This is a genomic window from Picosynechococcus sp. PCC 73109 (assembly GCF_001521855.1).
Lineage (GTDB): Bacteria > Cyanobacteriota > Cyanobacteriia > Cyanobacteriales > MRBY01 > MRBY01.
This window is the reverse complement of record NZ_CP014001.1, coordinates 1-20,296: the sequence shown is the minus strand read 5'-3', so window position 1 is coordinate 20,296 and position 20,296 is coordinate 1. Positions and strand designations below refer to the sequence as shown.

Below are 20,296 nucleotides of genomic sequence, written 5' to 3'. Positions count from 1 at the left end.
GATATGGGACAAGAGTATGGTCATGCTTATGAAGATCTATTAGATTTAGCATTATTAGAGATACTCCCAGATTTATCGAGAGATAAGTTAGAGCTTAGGATTAGTCCCTTAAAACAGATTAAAGGAGTCTCTGGTAATATTGATCACCTCATTGAATTCTGGAATGAAAATAGCTTAGAATGGGAACCTTATTTGCTTTTTCTAGAAAAGTATTCTGACTCAGAAGCTCACTCAAGACCTGCTTTTCGGCGACATTTAGAAGAATATATTCAGGCAAAAGTTTCCTCAGTCATTAATTTTGGATATAGCCTTGAAGAACCTATGCTAATAATTAATTTACTATATGGAACTTCGACAGGATGGCGAAAAATAATTCTCAAAGAAAGCAAGAGACTTATGGAGCCAACTTTATTTCTTGTTGAGTTTGATTGGTATGAATCGATAGAATCGTTAGTGCATGATTCTGTAATGGAAACTCACCCCAAATATGAACGACATAAAATCAGAGAAATCATTAAATATAAGACAGGAAAAAACAAAGCTTTTAAATATTTCAAAAAAATAATATATGATTACATAAATTTAGCAGTAAATAATCAGGCACAAAACACAAACAAAAAATTTATTATTAATGAGATTAATAGAAGCAAATATCTTCAAGTTGATTCTATTGAACTAAAACGCCTAAATTATATTAGAAGAAATTTGACTGAAATTTTAGTATTGCCAGCTCAAGTTAGGCGAAAGGTAATAAATCTTTTGATTTCCGGAAAAAAAAGTTTTTATCTTGAAAAAGATTTAACATACGAAGAGTTGCGTGTTGTTGAATTATGCTTTGTTGGAAGTACTTTAGTAAAAGATTTGAAAGGTTATAGGTTGGATATTTCAACTATCATGTCTGCTTTACCAAGAGATATTGATTTGATTGGAATTGTCGAATTTTTGGAAAAATTCTTTTTTGAAAATTATGATTTTTATAAGATAAGAATATTATCCTATTTTGGATATTTTGATATTCTAAATTTAGAACTGATTGATATCAATTTGAATGCGTGTAATGTTATTCGTTTGCTATTGCAAGATGATGTTGTTCCTTTGTCTAAATTTTTAATGGGAGAGAATACCTCTCTTGCAATCTTAAAGTCTGGTACTGAAGATGATGTTTTTCAAAACATTTATTTGGAATTCATAATGTCTCTAACTTCTTGGTTAGTTAGAGAGGTTTTAAAAATAAAGAAAAAAGATTTAAGTTCCCCTAGATTAGCAGAATTATCCGGAATTTCTCGTTTTAAACTTAATCAATCTAGGCATAAAGTAATTGATAATTTGGATACGGCAGAATCAATTGCTAATGGAGTTAAACGATTTTATTTTGAAGAGCTTGGGAAAGACAATGGTATTTTGCATAATGCAGTAGAACATTTACAAGAAGAAATAAAGAAATTAGAAGAATATAAAAAATTTTATGTTCTAAAGAGAGGAGGGGAAATTCCTGTATTGCCTAATATGTTTAATCCGGAAGTATCAATGAGTCTTGTTTGGAATAGGCATAATCAATTAAATAGTCATCATATTTTTAATCCTTTATTTGCATTGATTTATCGTTCGGTGACTAGAATTTTGGGTGATTCAGTGGACTATTATGGATTTCCATATGAGAGTAATGCTAATCCATTGAAAATTGTTTTTGGAGATGACTACGATGGAGCTGAATATAAATTTTCTCTAGTATGCTGGAACTTAAAAAATCGAGATCTATTTATTTATGAGTCGAGTTCAGTAATTAACTTTAAGCATTCCTCTGATAAATGTAAAGAGCTTTGTGCAAGAATTAGAATTGTGAGAAGCTTATTATTTGGATACTGTAATTCTAAATTTTATTTAGTTGTCGATGGTGATTGGAAGAAAAAACATTTAAATGATTTGAAAATTGCTGGTTGGGATGAAGTGATCTATAGCCGAGACTTTCTAGAGAAAGATTTTAATAATTAGATTACTCATAATTTTTATGACAATATTAAATAATATTTTCTATTTTAGAAAATTGTGGTAACTTATCTGAGCTGATGATCCCATTTTGTAGATATTTGTCCCCACCTGAAACGAGGAAGGCGATCAAAATAAAGATTGCAAACCCTTGAGAAGGGCGATCAGGCTATGATAAATCCATGAGTCCGAACAGGTGACCAAACCCCATGCAAACAAAAACAGTTTCTCTTCAGGACACCCTTAACCAAAACCTTGAACAGCTTGCCCAGCAGACAGGACGAAGCATCGACGAACTCATCCAAGAAGCCCTTGAACTATACCTCGCTCAGCAAGCCAAGCCAATGCCCCGTTCAATGGGAATAGGTGCAAGCGGTATGAAAAACCTTGCCAGAAGAACAGAAGAGCTTCTATGGACAGAAGACTAATTGCTGATACCAGCGGAATCATTGCCTTTCTCGATAGAGATGATGATTCTCATTTAGCTGTTGTAGAGATTATCCAAAACCATCAAGTTTTTATTCCTGCCACTATCCTGCCGGAAGTTGATTATCTGGCGACGAAATATCTTGGTGAAAAAGTATCGAGGGTTTTTCTGGAAGATTTGCAGGATGGCTATTTTACCTATCTCCCTGCGACCCTTGATGACATCACCAATGCCACAAAAATAATGACCCAGTACAAAGATTTCCCCTTGGGTTTAGTGGATGCGAGTCTAGTTGTTTTAGCTGAGCGTTATCAAATCACCAGAATTTTGACCCTAGATCGCCGACATTTCAACACCATCAAAACAGAGACCATCCCTTACATTGAGCTTCTTCCTTAAACTTCAGTAAGGTGATCAAAACAAAGATTGCAAACCCCTGAGATGGGCGATCGCCTCAGCAAAGTTTAAGCGTTCTGCGTCTTCAGCGTAGGACATCCCCTCGACAAACCGTTCATATTCCTGTTGGTACAGACTATCTTTCTCAAAAGTTCCCACGAGGAAGGTGATCGCCGATTTGGGGTCTGTGATGGCATTTTCCTGATGACCACGATTTTGATCCTTAACCAAACAATCCCGAACAAGTCGAGGAAAATCACCCGAATCTTTTACCACAGGCATTAAAGCCCCTAGATCATGCAAGTGACGTACTAGAGTCGGATCGTCATTGTCACTACTACGATCACGAGTCCGGATCCGCCATACCAGAGCACTCAACTTATCTGCTGCCGTTTCCACCGGATCAACACAAGGGAAGGCGATCGCCTCTGGTTCTTGCTGAAGAGCCTGACCAACAAAAGATTGAAGGGGCTTGCTCAAGGGATCTAAGCAAGGAGACTCAAACGTAACCTCTAGCTGCACATAGGGACGTAAAGCTTGGGATACCTCGAATTGTGGCTGATAGCGAATCGGCACTTTGAAAAAACTTGACCCATTACCCTTTAAGAGCGCATCTCGATCTACCTGCCAGTCCGTTTGGTCTTTGTCTAAGACATCTAGAACCGTTTCTCGAAAAGCCTTACGTCGTTTTTGTTCTTGATTTTTAGAAGAAGGGCGATCGCCGATAATCTGAACCTTAAAATCCAGATCCTCAGAAAAACGCTGAATCAAGCCAAACCCTTTAGAGAGACTCGTTCCCCCAGAAAAGACCAATTGAAAAATGGGATCTTGAATTTCGCTCAATATCCCTATGATGCGCATCGCATACCAGTCTTTCTCGATAAAGCATTCATCAACAACCAGCTCAGCGGCGATCGCCTGAATTATGTCGATGATTTCAGCTTTGTTAGACATGCTCGAACTTCACGAACTTGCCGTTATAACCGATCTTGCGGGAGATTCGACACTTAACCCCAATTACTCGCCCAGTCGGGACTTGAGTTGTTTCCCCTTCGTTATATGCTCTTTCATAACTAGAAGGAACCGTTTCAACATTGAGACGCTGAAGTGCTTCCGTCGTCAGCTCTTTAATGCCAATCCGAGGAATTGCCTTACCACTCAGCGGAGAAACTCGTGCCTTGGCGTATAGTCCTTGACCAATACGGATCAACTGCTTTTCTTCCGTTAGTCGCTTCAGAGTGCGACCCACTTGGTCATAACCACCCAGATCCGAGAAGTCCTTCCTCAGAAAAACTTCCTTCTTGCTGCGTCGAATGCGAGTGGTGATTCTTTTGCCTAGGGGTTTGCGCTGATTCATTACAAAGAGTTGCAAGAATACGACACTTTTATCTTAGCTTATCAGCCTGAAAAGTCTATGAAATAATGCTTTCACACATTGTACTGGTTTATTTTTCATATTATTCATAGCTTGCTGTGGTTTTGCCCTCAACCTAGAAATTTATCTATGATGGAGAGAATGTCATAACTCCACAGTGGCGATCGCCTGCATGATTACCCTCCAAGACTTTTACCGCAACTACGAAAAATTCCGTTATCTGCCCAACGAAGAACAAAAACAAGCCCTAGAAGCCCCACCCGATCAGCCCCTCTTTGTCGTTGCAGGTCCCGGCACAGGAAAAACCACCTGTCTCACCCTCCGCATTCTCAAACTTATTCTGGTGGATGGCTTAGCCCCCGAAAGTATCCTTGCTACCACCTTCACCAAAAAGGCAGCAGAAGAACTGCGATCGCGCATCTTAGGATGGGGATTTCTACTACTGGAGGAACTAGACCGAGATCCTGATCTGCCTGATACCACCAAAGCCCAACTCCGCAAACTAGACATCAATCAGATTCTGACCGGGACTCTGGATAGTCTCTGTGAGCAAATTTTGCGGGATTATCGCGAACCGGGAACCCAACCCCCAATCCTTATCGATGAGTTCGTGAGTAAAACGCTCATGTTGCGGGAAGGACTCTTCAAAGATCAGCGTTACCGCAATGGCGAATTAGAGCAGTTTTTGTTGGCATTCCAGAACAATAATCGCTTTGGGTTTAACACTGGGAAAAAGAACGATTACCTACTTCAGCTTTGGGATCGCCAGTTTCAAGATCAGGTCGATTGGGAAAGTTTTCTCGGTAGCTTAGAGAAGCCAGAGGTTGCCGATACCTTACGGGAAATTATGCAGGACTATCGTGCGGCTCTCGATGAGGAGTTGATGGTGGACTTTGCCATCCTTGAGCAAACCCTCTTGGAACGTTTGCGGGAGAATAAAATTCCTGAGTTTACTGACAAAATTCAGGCTGTGTTGGTGGACGAATACCAAGACAGTAACCTCCTTCAGGAAAGGATCTACTTCGAGCTGAGTCAGGTTAGCCAAGCTGCTTTGACGGTGGTGGGAGACGATGACCAAAGCCTCTATCGCTTCCGGGGGGCAACAGTTGAACTATTTAGTCGATTTGATGAACGGCATCACGAGTTTTTTGAGGAAATGCCTAAAACCGTCTTCCTCCGGACAAACTATCGCTCTACCGAAAACATCATCGAATTTGTAAATGACTATGTGACCCTCGATCGCCAGTATCAGGAAGTGCGGGTGCAGTCTAAGCCTCCCCTGATTGCTGGAGGGAATGCCGAGCAAGGTCTGCCCATTTTGGGGATGTTCCGCGAAAACCTTGATGAGTTGGCGACGGATCTAGCGGATTTTATTGAAAAAGTCTTTCGGGGCAATGGCTACCGTTTGCCCAATGGTGAACTGATCCAATGTGCTGAGGATGGCGGAGATGTCGGCGATTGTGCCCTGCTTTGTAGTAGCCCCAAAGAACAAAAATATAATGGCGATTTACGTTTACCTGGTCTATTAAGGGAAAAATTCGGCGATCGCCTGTCAGTATTTAACCCCCGTGGTCAGACCCTGACGGAAGAGCCGAGGGTGGCATTGTTGGGCGGACTATTGCTGGAAGCCCTTGATGGGGATGGGTTAATCACAGAAAACACGAGGGGTCTAGATAATGATTCCCTCACGACTTTTGGAAATTGGCGAGATGAGGCAATAGATTACCTGCGATCGCCGAATGCTTCCCAATCCCTTAAGGACTTTATCGACGGTTGGGCAAATCGCCAGACTAATCCGGCTTGGAAACGGTCTGTCCCGGTGTTGGACTTAATCTATGCCATCACCCACTTCTTTCCGGAGTTCTATGATGATCCGGAGGGTCAAGTTTTCCTAGAGGTCTTTACTCGTCAGCTTTCTGCGTCGGAGCAGGTCAGTAAATTTAAGGGGCGAGTCCTTTGGGAACCAGAGAATCCTGATCTATCCAATGCGTCAGTACGGGCATTGTTACGTAATTTCCTTTCTCCCATCGCTTCTGGTTCGGTGGGGGTCAACGAAGAACTGATGGACACTTTTCCGCGCGATCGCCTGAGTATTATCTCGATTCACCAAGCCAAAGGGTTAGAGTTTCCCCTTGTGATTGTCGATGTGGGGTCGGAGTTCAAAAGCAATCACCATACCCAAGCCTTTAAGCGTTTCCCTCGACAGGAAGGGACACCCCAGATTATCGAGAATATGGTTCGTACCCATACGAACCTTGATACCGATACTCGCTCAGGGGGCGATCGCTGTTTTGATGACCTCTATCGACAGTATTTTGTGGCGTATAGTCGTCCCCAAGAAATTTTGCTCTTGGTGGGTTTAGACTCTGCATTGCCTCGTAGTAATAGACCCATTCCCAATGTGGCTTTGGGGTGGCAGAGAACGGGTCAGTCGGAATGGCTTGATGCGTTTCCGTTCTACTCCATCTAGGGGTTGATGACCTAGAAATTTTGTAATTGACTTTGTAATTCTGAGAACGACAATAAATCTATGCGACTTTCCAAAAGACCCCCAGTATATTCTTTGCCCTCCTACAGTTTGACGGGGGATTTGCTCGGCTTTTTGCGGTGTGGACTGCAATATCGCTATACCAAAATCGGCAAACTACCTGCGACCCGTCCCCTCCAGGCTTGGTTTGGTTCCTTTATCCATGGTGTGCTCGAAGAAGCCTACCGTCGTTATCTGGGGATTCCGGGTATTCAGCCCCCCCAAGCTCCTCCCTACGCTGATGATCTCATGGATGAGATGTGTAAGTTGGTCGATAAGCGGATTGCGGCACAGGGTTTGTTTCCGTGGAGTCAGGATCTGGAGGAGTTGGGCTACAGACGGGCAAAAGCGGCAGTGAATGAGTTGGGGGCATTACTTTTCCCGATGATCAGTAAGGCGGAGGTGCGACTGACTGGGGCAAGACCTCTCCCCAAGGATTTGATTCTGCCCCAATACCAAACGCGAGAGGCGGATCGCTATGAGGTCTCCGGGGTGGTGGATGTGATTACCCATGTGGAACTACACGATCCTGAGCTTCAGAATAATCAGCTTCTACGCTTGATTTTGCAGGGGATTCAGCGGGATGTGCCGGATTCTTTTGAGGTGATTATTGACTATAAGGGGATGCGTCGTCCACCGAAGATGGTGGCAGAGAATGATCTGAGTTTTTGGGATATTTATGCTTGGCAGACCCAAACCTATGCTTATCTGCGGGGGAAACAGCAGGAAAGTTTGCCTGTGGTGGCGGGAGTGCTGATTTACCTTAATGAGTTATTGCCGACCCGTCGGGATATGCTCCGCCTGAAAAAAGAGATTGCGGAGGGGACGACGGATGTTTTGCCAGAGAAGTGGAGTTGGGAGGATCGGGTACTGAATAGTTGGCGATCGGGTCAGCCTGTCCCAGATTTGCCATTGGAATATCGGCTTAAGCGGGCGATTCGGGTGGTGACGGTGGATCCGGGTTCGGTGCAGGAGGCTTTAACGAAGTTTGATGAGACGGTGGCACGGATTGAGATTTGTCGGGGTAAGGAACTAGAGCAGGGGCGTTTGGTGGATCCTTGGGAAAAGAATGCGTCGGATGAGGAGACTTGCTCGGCTTGTGATGCCCGCACGTTTTGTCCGAGTTATGGCAAGGAAAAGAGTCCGAGTTTACCTGTCGGGCGAGGTTAGGGTATGAGTCAAACGGCAATAAAAACACGATTAGGCTTAATTCTTCAGGGAGTTTTGGGGCATATCTTGACCCAAGCTGGAATTTCTTATGCAGAAAATGTTCAGTACGATGCTGACTGTGAAACGCCAGATTTTTTGATTCCCAATGCAGAAGAGCCTCGGTTTGTGGTGGAGATTCACCAAACGGATGCTCGTGATTCATTCTGTATGAAAACCCTACGGGCATTTACTGCTGTGGCGGAGGCAAAGGCTCATTTCGGGGAAGACCTTGTAAGTGTAAATGTACTATTCAGCGATCCTCAGAGTGAACTGCCAGAGGCGAATGTGCGGGCATTATTCGGTTTTTTTGATGTGAATTTTGTCCCTCGTAATATTGCTCAAAATGCTGATGCTGTAGTTGCTTTGGAAGAAGAAGCGTTACGATTGGCTACTCCCAATGATTGCGCCGTTACAGAGGCGATCGCCACCTTATGTTCATCTCATCGGGCAGGAATTGAGGCTCTTATGCCATGGGCAAGGGATACCTTTAGGGATAGTACAATGGCACGACCAGAACTAATTCCGATGTGGCAGATGGAAGGACAACGGGTAGAGAATTTGGGCGATTCTCCAGATGTTGGCTCAAATACCTATTACAAGCGGGCGATTCTCTGGTCTCTATTTGTTTCGGATGAGCAATTCCAAGAACTGCTGACGGTTCCGAATGCGATTGATTACTCCAATGCTCTAAAGGATCAGCTCATTCTGACTAAATTGGGAGAGGAGCGGCGATCGCTTAGGGGTCGAGATGTGGAGTTAAAGCCTGAGTTTATTCAATTTCTATGTGATCCAGAAGCAGCAAGGTTAAGAGGACTCTGTGAGCAACGCTTAGAGCAAGATGAGGCAATGCGTTGGTTCTTTGAAGACATTCGGAATCAAGAGCGTAGAAATCAAATGGCAGAAAATTTTTTTAAGATTCTTGATTCTGAATCACAAGATACGATATCTAGTTCTGTATTAGACAATCTTGAATCAAATAGCTTTCATGATATTAATCATAATAGATGCTGGATTGTTGATTTGATAGCTCGGTATTTGGGAGTTTCTCATAATGAATTTAATCGTCAAATAACTTCAATGAATTGTGACTATCAAGACTTGAGAAATCCATTCAATTAAATTAGTTACAAGTCTGATCGCTTTATGAGTAATACCTCAACCCATCAAAACTATTGTAATGCGATTGAAGAGTGTTTTAATCTGATTTTGAATTCCGAGAATTTAGATATTGCATCTAATGCTAATGAACTATCAAACTGACTTCTAACATTAAGGTTAGATGGGGTTGTAAAACTACAAAAACTTAATCCACTATTCCTTGTTTTAGAAAGTCTCTGCAATGAATCGAGGTTGAATTTTACATATAAGTCCTTTAATACAGTAATCTCTGATTTTTCTAGCCAAAGCAGTGCATCTGCAAAATTTAAACTTTATGAAATAAGTAATGGAGAAAAAACAATCGTAGCCAATGCGATCGCCGTTCATGATCACCATGGAGATGATAAATCGAAAGAATGGGGCGCACGTCGCCTAGCCACCCTATACCGTTACCAAGCCCCCCGACGAGGACAGCAACCTCAGATCCAATCTTCTGGTATAACCGAGGGACTATTCATCATCGATGGCGAATGGGAACAGCGCAACATTAATCGCCTCTATCGTTCCGGCTGGAATCACATTGTTCGCCTCAGCGACCTAGAAGCCAAGCTCCGAGAATTTTTTGAACTTTAAGTATCTTTAATTTCTAATAACCACTCTTCCAATGTTTTGATATTGGGAGTATCGAATAAAGTTACTTGCTCATGATTTTGACATACTGTCAATGCTGTTTTCGGCATTTCTGAATTATCTCGATTTTTGATATCGCACTGACACTCTTCTGGAGTCTGAATGGCTGTATGGAATCCTTTTTCTTTTAATGTCTTAAACCCTAATGCTCCGTCCCCAAAACAACCACATAATAATAACCCAGCCAGAACAATATCTTGTGTTTGAGCAAAATTGTCAATTATTTTATCAATACATGGTAAATCTCTATAAAGACAATCATTAACACCTAATTTATGACAAATTTTCATCATATTATCTAATATTTTTTTTGAATCTCCGAAATCTTCACTTTCATTTCTTGGCAATTGTTGAATCGGTGTCTTTGGGTATGTTTTTCGATAATTATTTATATCTTTTGCCATCACTTCACGTTTTGTATGAGATAAATCAAAAGGATACTTTTTGAGCCATTTTTTGAATTCATTAACATTATATTTTCCTTTAATGTTGGTTGAGACGTGAATAGATAATTTGTTTTTATATCTCACTAAAAAAGTGTCGGACAAAAAACCTTTTGGCTGAGATATATTGCTTGGAATAATTGTTTCTGTATCTGGGATGATAAAGATTTTTCCCGTTTCTAAAATATGGAATAAATTTTCATTACAAAATATTATTTTTTCTTGTAAGCCTGAAAAATATTTCTTTATATTTGCTGTGAATTTATGGCATCGGTACACTTTTCATTGAGTTTATAGATTTTGTAAAATTCATGAATAATTAGTATGACGCACCAATTTTCTAGAATGTTGCTTTTTTGAAAACTATCACTTATTTTTAGTATGCTGTCTCTTCTATAAGTAGAAGCAGCAATAATAAGAACTTTCATTTTATTTGGTTGTTATTTAAGTTGAGAAAAAAATAATCAAACTATTTGTCTTTAATAAGAAGATGATTTCAATGTTTGTCCATTAATAACTCAGCCAAAATCTCTTCTGTTAGACCATTTTCGTGAGCTTTTTGCCCAATCCGATCCATCACAGCCAGCACATCTTCCTCTGCCGATTCAATCGTCAAATTCACCATCTGATTTGGGTCAAATCCCAAGCGAGTGATCAAACTGGGAACCTCACTCACCTTTACATTGCTCAAAACCTGTTTCATGGCTATTTACTTAACCTATGCTCTCCAATTGTAGTTTCCCTATTGCATTCTCCGCTTCACATAACCTCGAATCTGTGTCGCCAGACCCCGACGAATCCCCATCCCGACCAAATCCTCCACCGATAACCCCACCAAATCCTTAAGACTCTCAACCCCAGCATCCTCCAGCCGACGAATCGAAGCAATGCCCACTTTAGCCTGACCCTTTGCCGTAGTCCGCCGAATTTCCCGCAGCACCGACCCCAAAGGCGAACAATACTTAAGCAAATCCATCAGTACATACACCTGGAACTGCATCTTCTTCAGAAGCTTTTTTACCCGTTTAATCCGCTCAAAATCCGCCCCACAATTCTCCTTAAGGTGATAGTAAAACGTCCGAATCTCCAAGAGTCTAGCCACCCCCGACAATAACCATAACAACTCATCCCGCCACTTTTCCTCAACCCCCCCCAAGTTTTTGACCCCATACCAACGTTCCAAATCCGCGACCTTCACCCCCTGTGATCGCCCAGCAAGAACCATCACCCGCACCATAGACAGATAACCCTGCTCCCTTGCCCACTTACTATGAGCCTTCCCCCGTTTCCCCGACGAAATCCCCAGAGAACCCATAATCTCTTCCGCCTGCGAAAAACCATCCTCCCCCCGAATCCATTTACGAAAGAGTAAAGGCGTTTCCTGACCCTGCTTTTCAGCCCAACCCTCTACTAACTCCGGTATTTTTTTCCCATACCGACACAAACTCGGCGATCGCCCAGAGAGCAAATCCAAAACCAAAAGATGATCCAGAGCTTGCCAATCCGCCAAAAGTCCATCCTTGGGGTCAATCGTGAGTAAATCCCGCAATAACTGGGCATAACCCGATGCAATCTCCAGCGGTAACATCCCCTTCGTTGCCCGCTCACCCAAAACCGTCAAATGATAACGATCCGTTTCCCCATCCCGATACCCCAACCAATGCCGCTCTAACCAACAAAGAGACTCCGGAACCCGTTGCGCTACCGATTGTCCCCCCCAACTACGACCAAAAAACCTTTGCAACTCCTCTAAAGTTTGACCCTGCCCATAATGCCGACAGAGTAATGCCGCCACCTGAGTTACCCCCAAAGGCACAGCAGAACGTTCATTTTCCCCCGCAAACACCGAAACCAACTCCGGTACAACCTCAGCCCGTAAACCCTCCGTCAATTTCGTTACGCCCCAATCATCCTTGGGACTCACCAGCACTACCCCGACCCCTTGGCGATCACCTCTACCTGCCCGACCGACCATCTGAAGCAGTTCAGCCATTGTCAGACGACCAAACCCAAAAAACGTATTGTCCCGAACCAACACATGGGAAGTCGGCAAATTAATCCCCATCGCCAAAGAAGTTGTCGCCACAACCACCCGTGACTCTCCCTCGATAAACGCCTGATAAGTTTGGGCACGTTCACCCGCACTCATCTGACTGTGATAGGGCAATGCCCCCTGACTCCCAACCAAATCCCCCAAAGTCTTCGTGAGATCCTTTGCCAACTTTGCCGCTGAACGGGTTTGATACACGAAAATCAGCACCTGCACTTCTGGCTCAGCCGACTGTTCCCGCACCCAATCCAGTACCACCGCATCCTTCTCCTCATCCTCGGCGATCGCCAGAACCATCTTTTGTAAGGGAGGTTGTCGTACCCGACTCACTACCAAATCACAGGGAGCAAGCCATTCCTGTAGATTTTCTGGGTTACCAATCGTTGCCGATAACAGCAATAACCGAGGTGGTTTAGGCAAACACAACAGGGAAGTCAGCAAATATTCCAACGTTGCCCCCCGGTGGCGATCGCCCAAGAGATGAGCCTCATCCACACAGACTGCCCCTAGGGAATCTACCCAAGCCTGATTTGCTGGATTTCTCAAAATTGCCTCTAATCGCTCAGGAGTTGCGACCACCAACTCACCACCCCCCGCAGGCGGATCCCCCATCCGTTCATCCTCTAACCGATAATCCCCTGTGGAGATCTCGACTCGGATAGGAAAACCTAGAACTTTACTCAGTTCGGGGATCAGACGACGAAGCTCATCCGTTTTTTCCTGTGCCAAAGCCCGTAGAGGTTCAACCAAAACAACCCGACGTTGCTGGCGTAAGGATTGCAGTAAAACCAATAATCCCAACAAAGATTTACCACTATTCGTCGGTGCGGCAATAATCCCATGGCGACGATTTTCTAATAATTGATACCGCTTAAGAGCCTCAATCTGTACCGTCCGGGGAGTCGAATTTGGGTTTAAGACCTGAATCACATCTAGCCACACCTGATCCAAACCCAATTCCTGCCAAGACGTGACAGAGATTAGGACATCACTCCCAGATATCCCACAGTCGATTAACTGCATACCGTCGCCTTCTCCCGTACAAAGCGGAACATCCTTTCTGTCATCGCTAGCGGTAATGTCTGACCTGTGGCGATCGCCAAATTATAGAGCGCAATCTGGAGACTATCTGTCCCACTCGGATCCTCAATCCGAAGCGGCGGATCAGACCAGAGTTTTCCATCTAAGGCATATTGCGCATAGGAACTGCTATCTACAGAGTGAACCCCTAACCTATACAAACGCTTAACCATTGCCGGATGCCCTAAACCAAACACATGTAAAGGGCGATCGCCAATCACTTCTTTGACTGCCACCACAATTCTCTCAATGAGTTCCCGATCCCTTGACCGAGGCACTAAGCCCCCGATTGCAAACCCATCAAAGGGCTGATCGACATATGCCAGAGCACAAGCCCTAAAGGAATCTATATCCCATCCCTGAATACAACCATAGAGCGGTAAATCCCGACGACGACGATTGGCGATCGCCCAAAGACCATTAGCAATTGTCAACTTCTGACGCTTCTTTGCCTCCCGCATTGCCATATCTGGTGGAATCGGAAAATCTAACGTAAAAGCAATATCGGCGATCACCTCCTGTAATTCCAGAATATTACTTGGATGAAGTATCTCTTTTTCCCCATCTCGCTGAATTTCGATTACTCCTAATCTTTTCTGAGATTTCACCTTCGCCCAATTAAATAGCGAGACAAATCCTCCACTATCCACGCACAGAGGCAATCGCGGCAAATCCTCTGGTGATAACTGTTTAGCATAGTAATAGCTCATCATCACCCCTGATGCTAAACGAGGTAGATAGGGGCGCACTAACTTATCCAAATAGTGGCGATCGCTAAAGGTCGTTACTGGGAAATACGTAGGAAAGGTAATTTTCCCCCGACGAGTTTCTAGTCCTTGAAATTGAGGTTCCATCATCGATCCATCCATAAAGCCAATAAATCTAACCCTTCACAGGACTTATCCCGCAGTAATTGCGCCGCATCTTGAAGCATTATGTCTCCTCGATGAAGTCGTACAGCAAGAATATGCTTGCAGAGAAATCCTTTAGCACAATCAGCACAATCGCACTCATAATGATCTCGAATAAACTGAATACGATGGGGATCCAACCCTCCAGTAACTTCATATTCATACGTTTTTGGAGACTTCACTTGGAGGCTAAGAGCACGACGTAATCGGTAGGGTTCAATATCTTGAGGAAAGGCAGACAACTCAATCAAAGGAATTCCCTTTTCCTCTCGAAAAAGATAAGCAGAGATTCCTTCATTGACGATTTGTGTCGCCTTTTCAATCCAGTCTTTAGCCCGTCGGAAAGCAATACCTTTTAAATTCGCAATGTCTTCTGCGTCAGCAAGAGAGAGAGCTTCTATATCTTGAATCCCTACTGAACTTAATTTGAGAGCTGATTTTGAACCAATTCCTTCAATCAAAGTTAGGGTGACAATTTCTTCGTTTAGCCCTTCCTCTAACATCTTTGTCAACCTCTTAAGTTTGGCTAACTGAAAATGCTGATCTGAGTGAATCTCCTTCTCTTGGGACTCTAAAAAAAGCTGATATACCTGACTAAAAGCCTGTAGTAGACGAATTCCGGATTCCTGTAGACGTAATACTTCTGAGCAATAACAATTGCTAGTTTTAGCAACTGCTTCAGAGTCTCCCAATCTTGTCCAACGCCGGATCGTTAAAGCTGTATGTAGAACTGAAAGTAAACGTTTTCCCCGAATACCCAACAATTGAGATAGCTGGGAATAGTTAAGTTCTAATAAATAGCTAGTTTCTTGATTTAGACTACTCTCTAAGTTTAGTAAATCTTCAAAATCAATCGGCAAAAGTGGCTCACAATCAATGCTAGAAGCGATACCAATCAAGAAATCGAGGAATGTCCATTGGGGTTCTTGGATAAAGAGATTTTTAAAGAGAAGTATTGTTTGGGGCGATAGTTGATGGCGGACAGCAATACGTCCTAGACGAGTGACTCGTAAACAGAATTCTCCATTCACCTCCACTTCCCGCAGCATTTCCGCCTTGAGCATTTCTCTTAGTGTTGCTTCAAGGGGAAGATGATATCCCTGCCAATACCCCAAGGAAGCACGAAAAGCTTGTTCTAAATGTTGCTGATTTTGGCAAAATCCTGTTGCTACTTCTACTAGAATTTGTTCCGCTAATACTTGGCGATCGCCAAAATGGGAAGTAATCGCTTCAAACTGACCATCCAAATATCTCTGTACATCTGACTGCCAACGGGGAAGCAACAACACCACTTCACCCAATTGGTCTAAGCCTGGACGACCTGCGCGACCTGCCCTTTGCCAAACGTTATTAACAGGTAACAGGACAAAATCATGACCATCAAATTTTTGGAGATCATACAAAATGACTTGACGTGCCGGGAGATTGAGACCCATTTCGAGGGTTGCCGTCGCTACCAATACCGGAATCTGCTGTTGTCGAAACTGCCTTTCTACATGATGACGTAGGTCAGACTCTAAACCCGCATGGTGATGAAGAGCTTTCAATCCCTGTTCTGTTAACCAGTGAGCTAAATTTTCAGCCCTGCGACGACTCTGCACAAAGACTAATGATTGTCCTCCAGTCGCAATATTTTGCTGAATCATCTCCAACATCAACTGTGGCTTTTCCTGAGCTTTTTTGTAGCGTTTCACTACCCATGTGAGGGGTATGGGTCGTCTTGCAGAATAAAAATCCACTCCTCCCAACCAGTCAGCTAACTCATGACGATTACCTAAAGTAGCTGATAAACCAAGAAAGCGAATAAAGGGATTCAGGCGTTGTAAACGAAGAAGAGTACCCTCTAAACAAGCCCCTCGACGTTTTTCCCCCAATAAATGAAATTCGTCAACTACAACCAAATCAACTTCTGGTAACCAATGCCAATGCGATCGCCAAGACCGCAAACAACTATCTAACTTTTCCGGAGTCATAATCAGCAAATCTGCATCTGCATAGCTCACAGGATAAGCTTTCTGCTGATAATCCCCTGTAAAGACTCCTATTCGCTTCGGTGCTAAAGATTGTCGCCATCGTTGACACAGTTCATTAGCAAGAGCTTTCAATGGAGTTAAGTAGATAGCTCGTTTACCTTCTCGTATCACATCGGCGATCGCCTGTTCTGACAACCAAGTTTTTCCGCTACCTGTCGGCATTTGGAGAATACAATGGAACCCTAAAGTCAAAATTCCACTATCTATGATGGCTTGTTGCTCTGGGGATTGAGCCTGCATTTAGGGAGCCTTCCTTGGCAGCATCAAAAATAATCATAAGCAAATTTTGGCATAAAATATTTTGCTTTTAAAGGCTTAGATGCAAAATTCTGCACAAGAATGTGAACTCAACTTGAATGTGCGCTACTTGCTATGGCAGGCGCAGGGTCAAAAAGTCCATGGTACATGGGGCGATCGTCTTCAGGCTTGGAGTGAACTCCTTGCAACTTGGCTAGTCTGTTCATCGGGTAGAGCCAAGCAGATTTTGTATGGCAGAGAAAGACTCAATCAAGGCGATCTCACCACTCTCCAAAAGAACTTGACGATGGATGATGACCGTTTCATGGCATTTCAAAATACCCGTCTCTGCCAAGTAGAAGGCTGTAGTATTTGGCAAGAAAATATCGTTTTCTTATTAACTACCCTCCAGCATGGACGTTATCAAGAACTAGCCGAGTATTTAAAGATAGATAGAGCAACCCTCTCAAAGTGGAAATCAAAAATTACGAAAGCCAGATCATCTCACAAGGAAAAACTGAGAATATTTTTTGGAATTAGTCCAGAAATTGATTTGGAGCAATATCCTTTATTTCTTTCTATCGAACCATTTTCAATAGCTGAAAAAAAACAACACCTCAAAGATAAAATTGACGCTCTAGATGAAGAGGTTTGTACACAACTCTTTCCTGCATTAGAAAAACTTTTAAGTTAATACTTCTCCTTTATTAAGTTTGGATAGTATTTCCTTAAATCGTTTATAAAAAACAAATGTATTATGGAATCCTCTACGCCGATTCCGATCATTCCCCCTAAAAATCATGACTTCAATTCCAATTTCTCGGCAAATCTTACAGTCACATTTTTGCCAAGGCTTCTCTTCTAGAATTTGTCGATACATCACTTCATGTTTTTCGATACGCTTTGCCTGAGCTTTCTCATCCACCACACCATCACGAGGTAATTCTAATAGGGAATCATATTCCATAATAGTTTGTAGAGTCTTCTCCACATCAAATTCACCTTTTTCAAATTCTCGTAAAGCATACAAAGTATTTTTTTCTAATCGTTCAAGTGTTTTTTTATCAGCTACATTTGCCTCTAGTAAGCGTTTTACTCGAACTCCATGTTTATTGACAGGAGGTACTCTAATTGCTGAGTAGCTATCTCCCCAAACAGTATCGTAATTTTTTCCGGAACCCAACCAAGCTCTCCTCAAAGGGCTAGCAGAATCAAAACTCGTTACTCCTAAATGTCGAAATATCGGAATAGCATCAATTCTAGCAACTCCAAATAAGTGTAAGCGTATATTTTTTTGCAGGTAGGGTCTTACTGCTTTCAATATTTTAATAATTTCTTTGGTCGGAGTTCTTGCTACTCCACCAATTGCAATGTAGTCATAGCCCATCTCGACATAGGCTTTTACTGACTCTGCATAAGTTTCCGGACTCCACCCCTGAGCTGCCCCAATAGGAGTAAAAGAATATTTTCCAGCACGATGACGATCTAAAAAATCTTGCGCATTGTCAATAGTTAATTGATAACGTTTTTCACGAATACCTGGTTCTGCGAATGCTCCTACAATTAGATGATCGATACTGACACCGTAATTGAAGCCTAAATTTTCATAATAATCTAGAATTTCCTTAGTTTCATAAGGGGGAACCTCTTCTTTAATATAACCAAAGGCTCCACAATCCCCCATCACTTGACCATTGAAACGAATAAAATTATGGATTCCAATCTCTTCAATTTTTTTCTTTTTCTTTTTAGAGCTTTCAACAACAACTTTAGAAACTAAAATGCCATCATAATTGGGTGAATTATAGATTTGATGGGCATAAACCTCATCTTCATAAGTATCTCTTCCCGGTGTTAAAATGTCATTTAGAAAATCATAACTTGGATCCACATGATCATCCCATTCCGGAATGAAGTACTTCATCCCTAATTTTGTATTGGGAGCCTCTGGAGTATTAGGAATTTCCAAGAATAATTTAGCTTTTTTATTTTCTGTGTTTGGTGATGAGGCTGGTGGCATATCAGATAGTTGCAGTGGGAGTTCTAGTTGAATATCTTCTCTTGATTTAGGCAAAAAATTTAAGAGATTTTCTGGATTTTCAAGAATATATTGAAATATATAATTCTTTTCTAAAGATACTTCACATAATTTTTTAAATAAGAATCCTTTGAGTCCGACTAGCCCATAACTATATTTTTTGGCTTCTTGATTAGATAACTCTAAGATATGAGTTTTGGCTTTTAGAGTAGTGTTGCAGATATACTTTTTACTGGATTTAGAAGAGAAAAATATTAACGTTTGGTTTGTTCTTGTCTGGATAGGTAAATTTAAAGCTTGAATATACTTATCACCTAATAGGAAGAAAACTAGATCATATTTTAGTATTAGAGTTTCACATTGTTTATGAACACCAAGAAAGTTAGACCATTGTTTTAATTGTTGATTATTAAAACTGTTAAAGGTAACTTCATAAGGAAATATCTTTTTGTTCTCTGGTATGAGACCATAGCCTGCTGATAATATATACAGATCTATATCTACTTCAAAATTATCTTGAAGCATATCAATACCTTGCATGACAAGTAAATGTTGTTGACCTGTATACATTTCCGAAGCACTACACTGATACTTTTGTATATGCTTAATTTTTTTATTTAGCTTTGCTTTATTTTTAAAGTCATTAATATTGATGGCCTTATCTATTTTGAATTTTTTTTTTCCTGTACAAGAGCTTATAATAAGAATTTTTGTGGATCGCATATGTGCCAATTAATAATTGGAATTAGTGATTTGATTTTATAATGTACTAAAATTAGTTGATAAGCACTTTTGTTGGTGGTCGCCCAACTTCCTATAAACCTCATATAAGTCTAACTGATCGGCGCTCAGTCATTATTTTCCTAACCCCGATGTCCCTGCCGAACCAGAGCCTGCTCAACAAGATCCGGATTTTCCGTAAGCTGATCGAGGAAAAAGGCAATCGCCGCCACTACTGAATTTTTTCTTCAATCCAACCACGCACTAAATCTGCCATGGTTTCCCCTTCTGCTACAGATTTGAGCTTTAACTGGCGATGTAAGGACTCGGGTACATCAATGGTTAAACGCTTCATTTTTTCTACCGACGTCGGTTCCTGAACCCGTTCTTGAACCCAGGTATCAACAGCAGAGTTATTCTTGTCAGAAGGTTTGCGAGGAATCCCACTACGCTTAGGCATAATTTAAAATCTCCTTGACTAACAATCGGATCTCATTGGTTGCTTTTCCAGTCGGATCAACTTCCTGAACCACTGAACCACTGGAAGCACTATCCGCAAAACTTACCCGTTGACAAACGTGGGTCTTCAGAACAGGAATCCCATACTCTGCAAGAGCTTGATTAACTTCCCGACCAATGGACGTATTTACGATTTTACGATTAACCACAAATACGCCTTTAAGGTTTTCTTTATATACAGAAGCCTCTTGGAGTAATTTGACTGTCTCCTCTGCTGCCCAAACATCGTAGGGAGAAGGCTGTACTGGAACTAAAACCAAATCTGCACAAATAATCCCACTACGGGCCAACTCAGATACCCGGGGTGGCCCATCAATGACGATGTGGTCATAGTCCGCCGTAAATTTAGAAATATCTCGGTGAATCGTCGGGCGATCTAAGCCAATGACAGGAAAAGGTGGCTCTGATTCCCGAATAGCTGCCCAGTCACGAGAACTGCCTTGAGGGTCGGTATCAATTAACAGTGTTCGTCCTTGCTTCGCTAATTCAAAAGCAATATGAACACTGATCGTCGATTTGCCTACCCCTCCTTTTTGATTTTGTACAGTGATAATCAT

At 42.2% G+C, this 20,296-nt stretch carries 18 protein-coding genes; 8 read left to right on the top strand and 10 right to left on the bottom strand.

The genetic code is table 11. The features are described from left to right. Nucleotides 1–3: 3 nt before the first annotated feature. The 3 genes from AWQ23_RS14560 (at nt 4) to AWQ23_RS14550 (ending at nt 2,812) form a co-directional block, all read left to right on the top strand. Entirely contained in the window at nt 4–1,992 is a 1,989-nt protein-coding gene (locus tag AWQ23_RS14560) for a hypothetical protein (RefSeq protein WP_062436814.1), read from the top strand. Between the two features lie 203 nt (nt 1,993–2,195). Beyond that, nucleotides 2,196–2,414, top strand: coding sequence for a ribbon-helix-helix domain-containing protein (locus AWQ23_RS14555; protein ID WP_062436812.1), 219 nt, complete (start codon nt 2,196–2,198; stop codon nt 2,412–2,414). Then, nucleotides 2,399–2,812, top strand: a complete 414-nt coding sequence (locus AWQ23_RS14550) for a type II toxin-antitoxin system VapC family toxin (protein WP_062436810.1) — start codon at nt 2,399–2,401, stop codon at nt 2,810–2,812. The genes AWQ23_RS14555 and AWQ23_RS14550 overlap by 16 nt, the downstream gene beginning before the upstream one ends. A 15-nt stretch (nt 2,813–2,827) precedes the next feature. Here the strand turns inward: AWQ23_RS14550 and AWQ23_RS14545 are convergent, their stop codons facing one another. Beyond that, a complete protein-coding gene (locus tag AWQ23_RS14545) occupies nt 2,828–3,763 on the bottom strand; it encodes a nucleotidyl transferase AbiEii/AbiGii toxin family protein (protein WP_062436808.1) in 936 nt (311 codons plus the stop codon). Then, the gene (locus AWQ23_RS14540) at nt 3,756–4,166 is read right to left on the bottom strand and encodes a DUF6088 family protein (RefSeq protein WP_062436806.1); all 411 of its coding nucleotides are present in this window, start codon (nt 4,164–4,166) and stop codon (nt 3,756–3,758) included. Before AWQ23_RS14540 ends, AWQ23_RS14545 begins: the two co-directional genes overlap by 8 nt. 190 nt (nt 4,167–4,356) lie before the next feature. Between AWQ23_RS14540 and AWQ23_RS14535 the strand changes: the two genes are divergently transcribed. The 4 genes from AWQ23_RS14535 (at nt 4,357) to AWQ23_RS14520 (ending at nt 9,651) form a co-directional block, all read left to right on the top strand. Further along, nucleotides 4,357–6,654 carry a UvrD-helicase domain-containing protein gene (locus tag AWQ23_RS14535; RefSeq protein ID WP_062436804.1) on the top strand — a complete coding sequence of 766 codons (2,298 nt, stop codon included), beginning with the start codon at nt 4,357–4,359 and terminating at the stop codon, nt 6,652–6,654. A gap of 60 nt (nt 6,655–6,714) precedes the next feature. After that, nucleotides 6,715–7,881 (top strand): PD-(D/E)XK nuclease family protein, encoded by a 1,167-nt coding sequence (locus AWQ23_RS14530; protein WP_062436802.1) that lies wholly within the window; start codon nt 6,715–6,717, stop codon nt 7,879–7,881. 3 nt (nt 7,882–7,884) lie between these two features. Next, nucleotides 7,885–9,039, top strand: coding sequence for a hypothetical protein (locus AWQ23_RS14525; protein ID WP_062436800.1), 1,155 nt, complete (start codon nt 7,885–7,887; stop codon nt 9,037–9,039). 231 nt (nt 9,040–9,270) lie between these two features. Further along, entirely contained in the window at nt 9,271–9,651 is a 381-nt protein-coding gene (locus AWQ23_RS14520; protein ID WP_062436798.1) for a hypothetical protein, read from the top strand. Here the strand turns inward: AWQ23_RS14520 and AWQ23_RS14515 are convergent. The 5 genes from AWQ23_RS14515 to AWQ23_RS14495 form a co-directional block, all read right to left on the bottom strand. Then, nucleotides 9,648–10,430: a chemotaxis protein CheB gene (locus AWQ23_RS14515; RefSeq protein ID WP_062436796.1), complete on the bottom strand. Its 783-nt coding sequence runs from the start codon at nt 10,428–10,430 to the stop codon at nt 9,648–9,650. The genes AWQ23_RS14520 and AWQ23_RS14515 overlap by 4 nt on opposite strands. 217 nt (nt 10,431–10,647) lie before the next feature. Beyond that, nucleotides 10,648–10,854, bottom strand: a complete 207-nt coding sequence (locus tag AWQ23_RS14510) for a hypothetical protein (protein ID WP_062436794.1) — start codon at nt 10,852–10,854, stop codon at nt 10,648–10,650. Between the two features lie 39 nt (nt 10,855–10,893). Beyond that, on the bottom strand, nt 10,894–13,224 hold the full coding sequence (locus AWQ23_RS14505; protein ID WP_062436792.1) for a DEAD/DEAH box helicase: 2,331 nt from the start codon (nt 13,222–13,224) through the stop codon (nt 10,894–10,896). After that, entirely contained in the window at nt 13,215–14,138 is a 924-nt protein-coding gene (locus tag AWQ23_RS14500; protein ID WP_062436790.1) for a tRNA-guanine transglycosylase, read from the bottom strand. Before AWQ23_RS14500 ends, AWQ23_RS14505 begins: the two co-directional genes overlap by 10 nt. Further along, on the bottom strand, nt 14,135–16,465 hold the full coding sequence (locus AWQ23_RS14495) for a DEAD/DEAH box helicase (RefSeq protein ID WP_062436789.1): 2,331 nt from the start codon (nt 16,463–16,465) through the stop codon (nt 14,135–14,137). Before AWQ23_RS14495 ends, AWQ23_RS14500 begins: the two co-directional genes overlap by 4 nt. A gap of 79 nt (nt 16,466–16,544) precedes the next feature. Here AWQ23_RS14495 and AWQ23_RS14490 point away from each other — a divergent pair, with 79 nt between their 5' ends. Continuing rightward, complete coding sequence (locus tag AWQ23_RS14490; protein ID WP_062436788.1) at nt 16,545–17,156, top strand: hypothetical protein; 612 nt, start codon at nt 16,545–16,547, stop codon at nt 17,154–17,156. On the opposite strand, the gene dpdA is transcribed toward AWQ23_RS14490, so the two are convergent. The 3 genes from dpdA to parA all read right to left on the bottom strand — a co-directional run bounded on the left by dpdA (nt 17,148) and on the right by parA (nt 20,296). Beyond that, the gene (dpdA, locus tag AWQ23_RS14485) at nt 17,148–19,223 is read right to left on the bottom strand and encodes a tRNA-guanine transglycosylase DpdA (RefSeq protein ID WP_062436786.1); all 2,076 of its coding nucleotides are present in this window, start codon (nt 19,221–19,223) and stop codon (nt 17,148–17,150) included. The two genes, AWQ23_RS14490 and dpdA, sit on opposite strands and share 9 nt — an antisense overlap. A 229-nt stretch (nt 19,224–19,452) precedes the next feature. Continuing rightward, on the bottom strand, nt 19,453–19,680 hold the full coding sequence (locus AWQ23_RS14480; RefSeq protein ID WP_062436784.1) for a hypothetical protein: 228 nt from the start codon (nt 19,678–19,680) through the stop codon (nt 19,453–19,455). Next, a complete protein-coding gene (gene parA / locus AWQ23_RS14475) occupies nt 19,673–20,296 on the bottom strand; it encodes a ParA family partition ATPase (protein ID WP_062436782.1) in 624 nt (207 codons plus the stop codon). The genes AWQ23_RS14480 and parA overlap by 8 nt, the downstream gene beginning before the upstream one ends.

Excerpts from the sequence above, each read along its gene's own strand:
- AWQ23_RS14530 (WP_062436802.1), top strand. The coding sequence starts at position 6,715 with ATGCGACTTTCCAAAAGACCCCCAGTATATTCTTTGCCCTCCTACAGT.
- AWQ23_RS14545 (WP_062436808.1), bottom strand. The coding sequence starts at position 3,763 with ATGTCTAACAAAGCTGAAATCATCGACATAATTCAGGCGATCGCCGCT.
- AWQ23_RS14505 (WP_062436792.1), bottom strand. The coding sequence starts at position 13,224 with ATGCAGTTAATCGACTGTGGGATATCTGGGAGTGATGTCCTAATCTCT.
- parA (WP_062436782.1), bottom strand. The coding sequence starts at position 20,296 with ATGATTATCACTGTACAAAATCAAAAAGGAGGGGTAGGCAAATCGACG.
- AWQ23_RS14525 (WP_062436800.1), top strand. The coding sequence starts at position 7,885 with ATGAGTCAAACGGCAATAAAAACACGATTAGGCTTAATTCTTCAGGGA.
- AWQ23_RS14510 (WP_062436794.1), bottom strand. The coding sequence starts at position 10,854 with ATGAAACAGGTTTTGAGCAATGTAAAGGTGAGTGAGGTTCCCAGTTTG.
- AWQ23_RS14495 (WP_062436789.1), bottom strand. The coding sequence starts at position 16,465 with ATGCAGGCTCAATCCCCAGAGCAACAAGCCATCATAGATAGTGGAATT.
- AWQ23_RS14540 (WP_062436806.1), bottom strand. The coding sequence starts at position 4,166 with ATGAATCAGCGCAAACCCCTAGGCAAAAGAATCACCACTCGCATTCGA.
- dpdA (WP_062436786.1), bottom strand. The coding sequence starts at position 19,223 with ATGCGATCCACAAAAATTCTTATTATAAGCTCTTGTACAGGAAAAAAA.
- AWQ23_RS14535 (WP_062436804.1), top strand. The coding sequence starts at position 4,357 with ATGATTACCCTCCAAGACTTTTACCGCAACTACGAAAAATTCCGTTAT.
- AWQ23_RS14500 (WP_062436790.1), bottom strand. The coding sequence starts at position 14,138 with ATGATGGAACCTCAATTTCAAGGACTAGAAACTCGTCGGGGGAAAATT.
- AWQ23_RS14480 (WP_062436784.1), bottom strand. The coding sequence starts at position 19,680 with ATGCCTAAGCGTAGTGGGATTCCTCGCAAACCTTCTGACAAGAATAAC.
- AWQ23_RS14490 (WP_062436788.1), top strand. The coding sequence starts at position 16,545 with ATGCAAAATTCTGCACAAGAATGTGAACTCAACTTGAATGTGCGCTAC.
- AWQ23_RS14550 (WP_062436810.1), top strand. The coding sequence starts at position 2,399 with ATGGACAGAAGACTAATTGCTGATACCAGCGGAATCATTGCCTTTCTC.
- AWQ23_RS14560 (WP_062436814.1), top strand. The coding sequence starts at position 4 with ATGGGACAAGAGTATGGTCATGCTTATGAAGATCTATTAGATTTAGCA.
- AWQ23_RS14555 (WP_062436812.1), top strand. The coding sequence starts at position 2,196 with ATGCAAACAAAAACAGTTTCTCTTCAGGACACCCTTAACCAAAACCTT.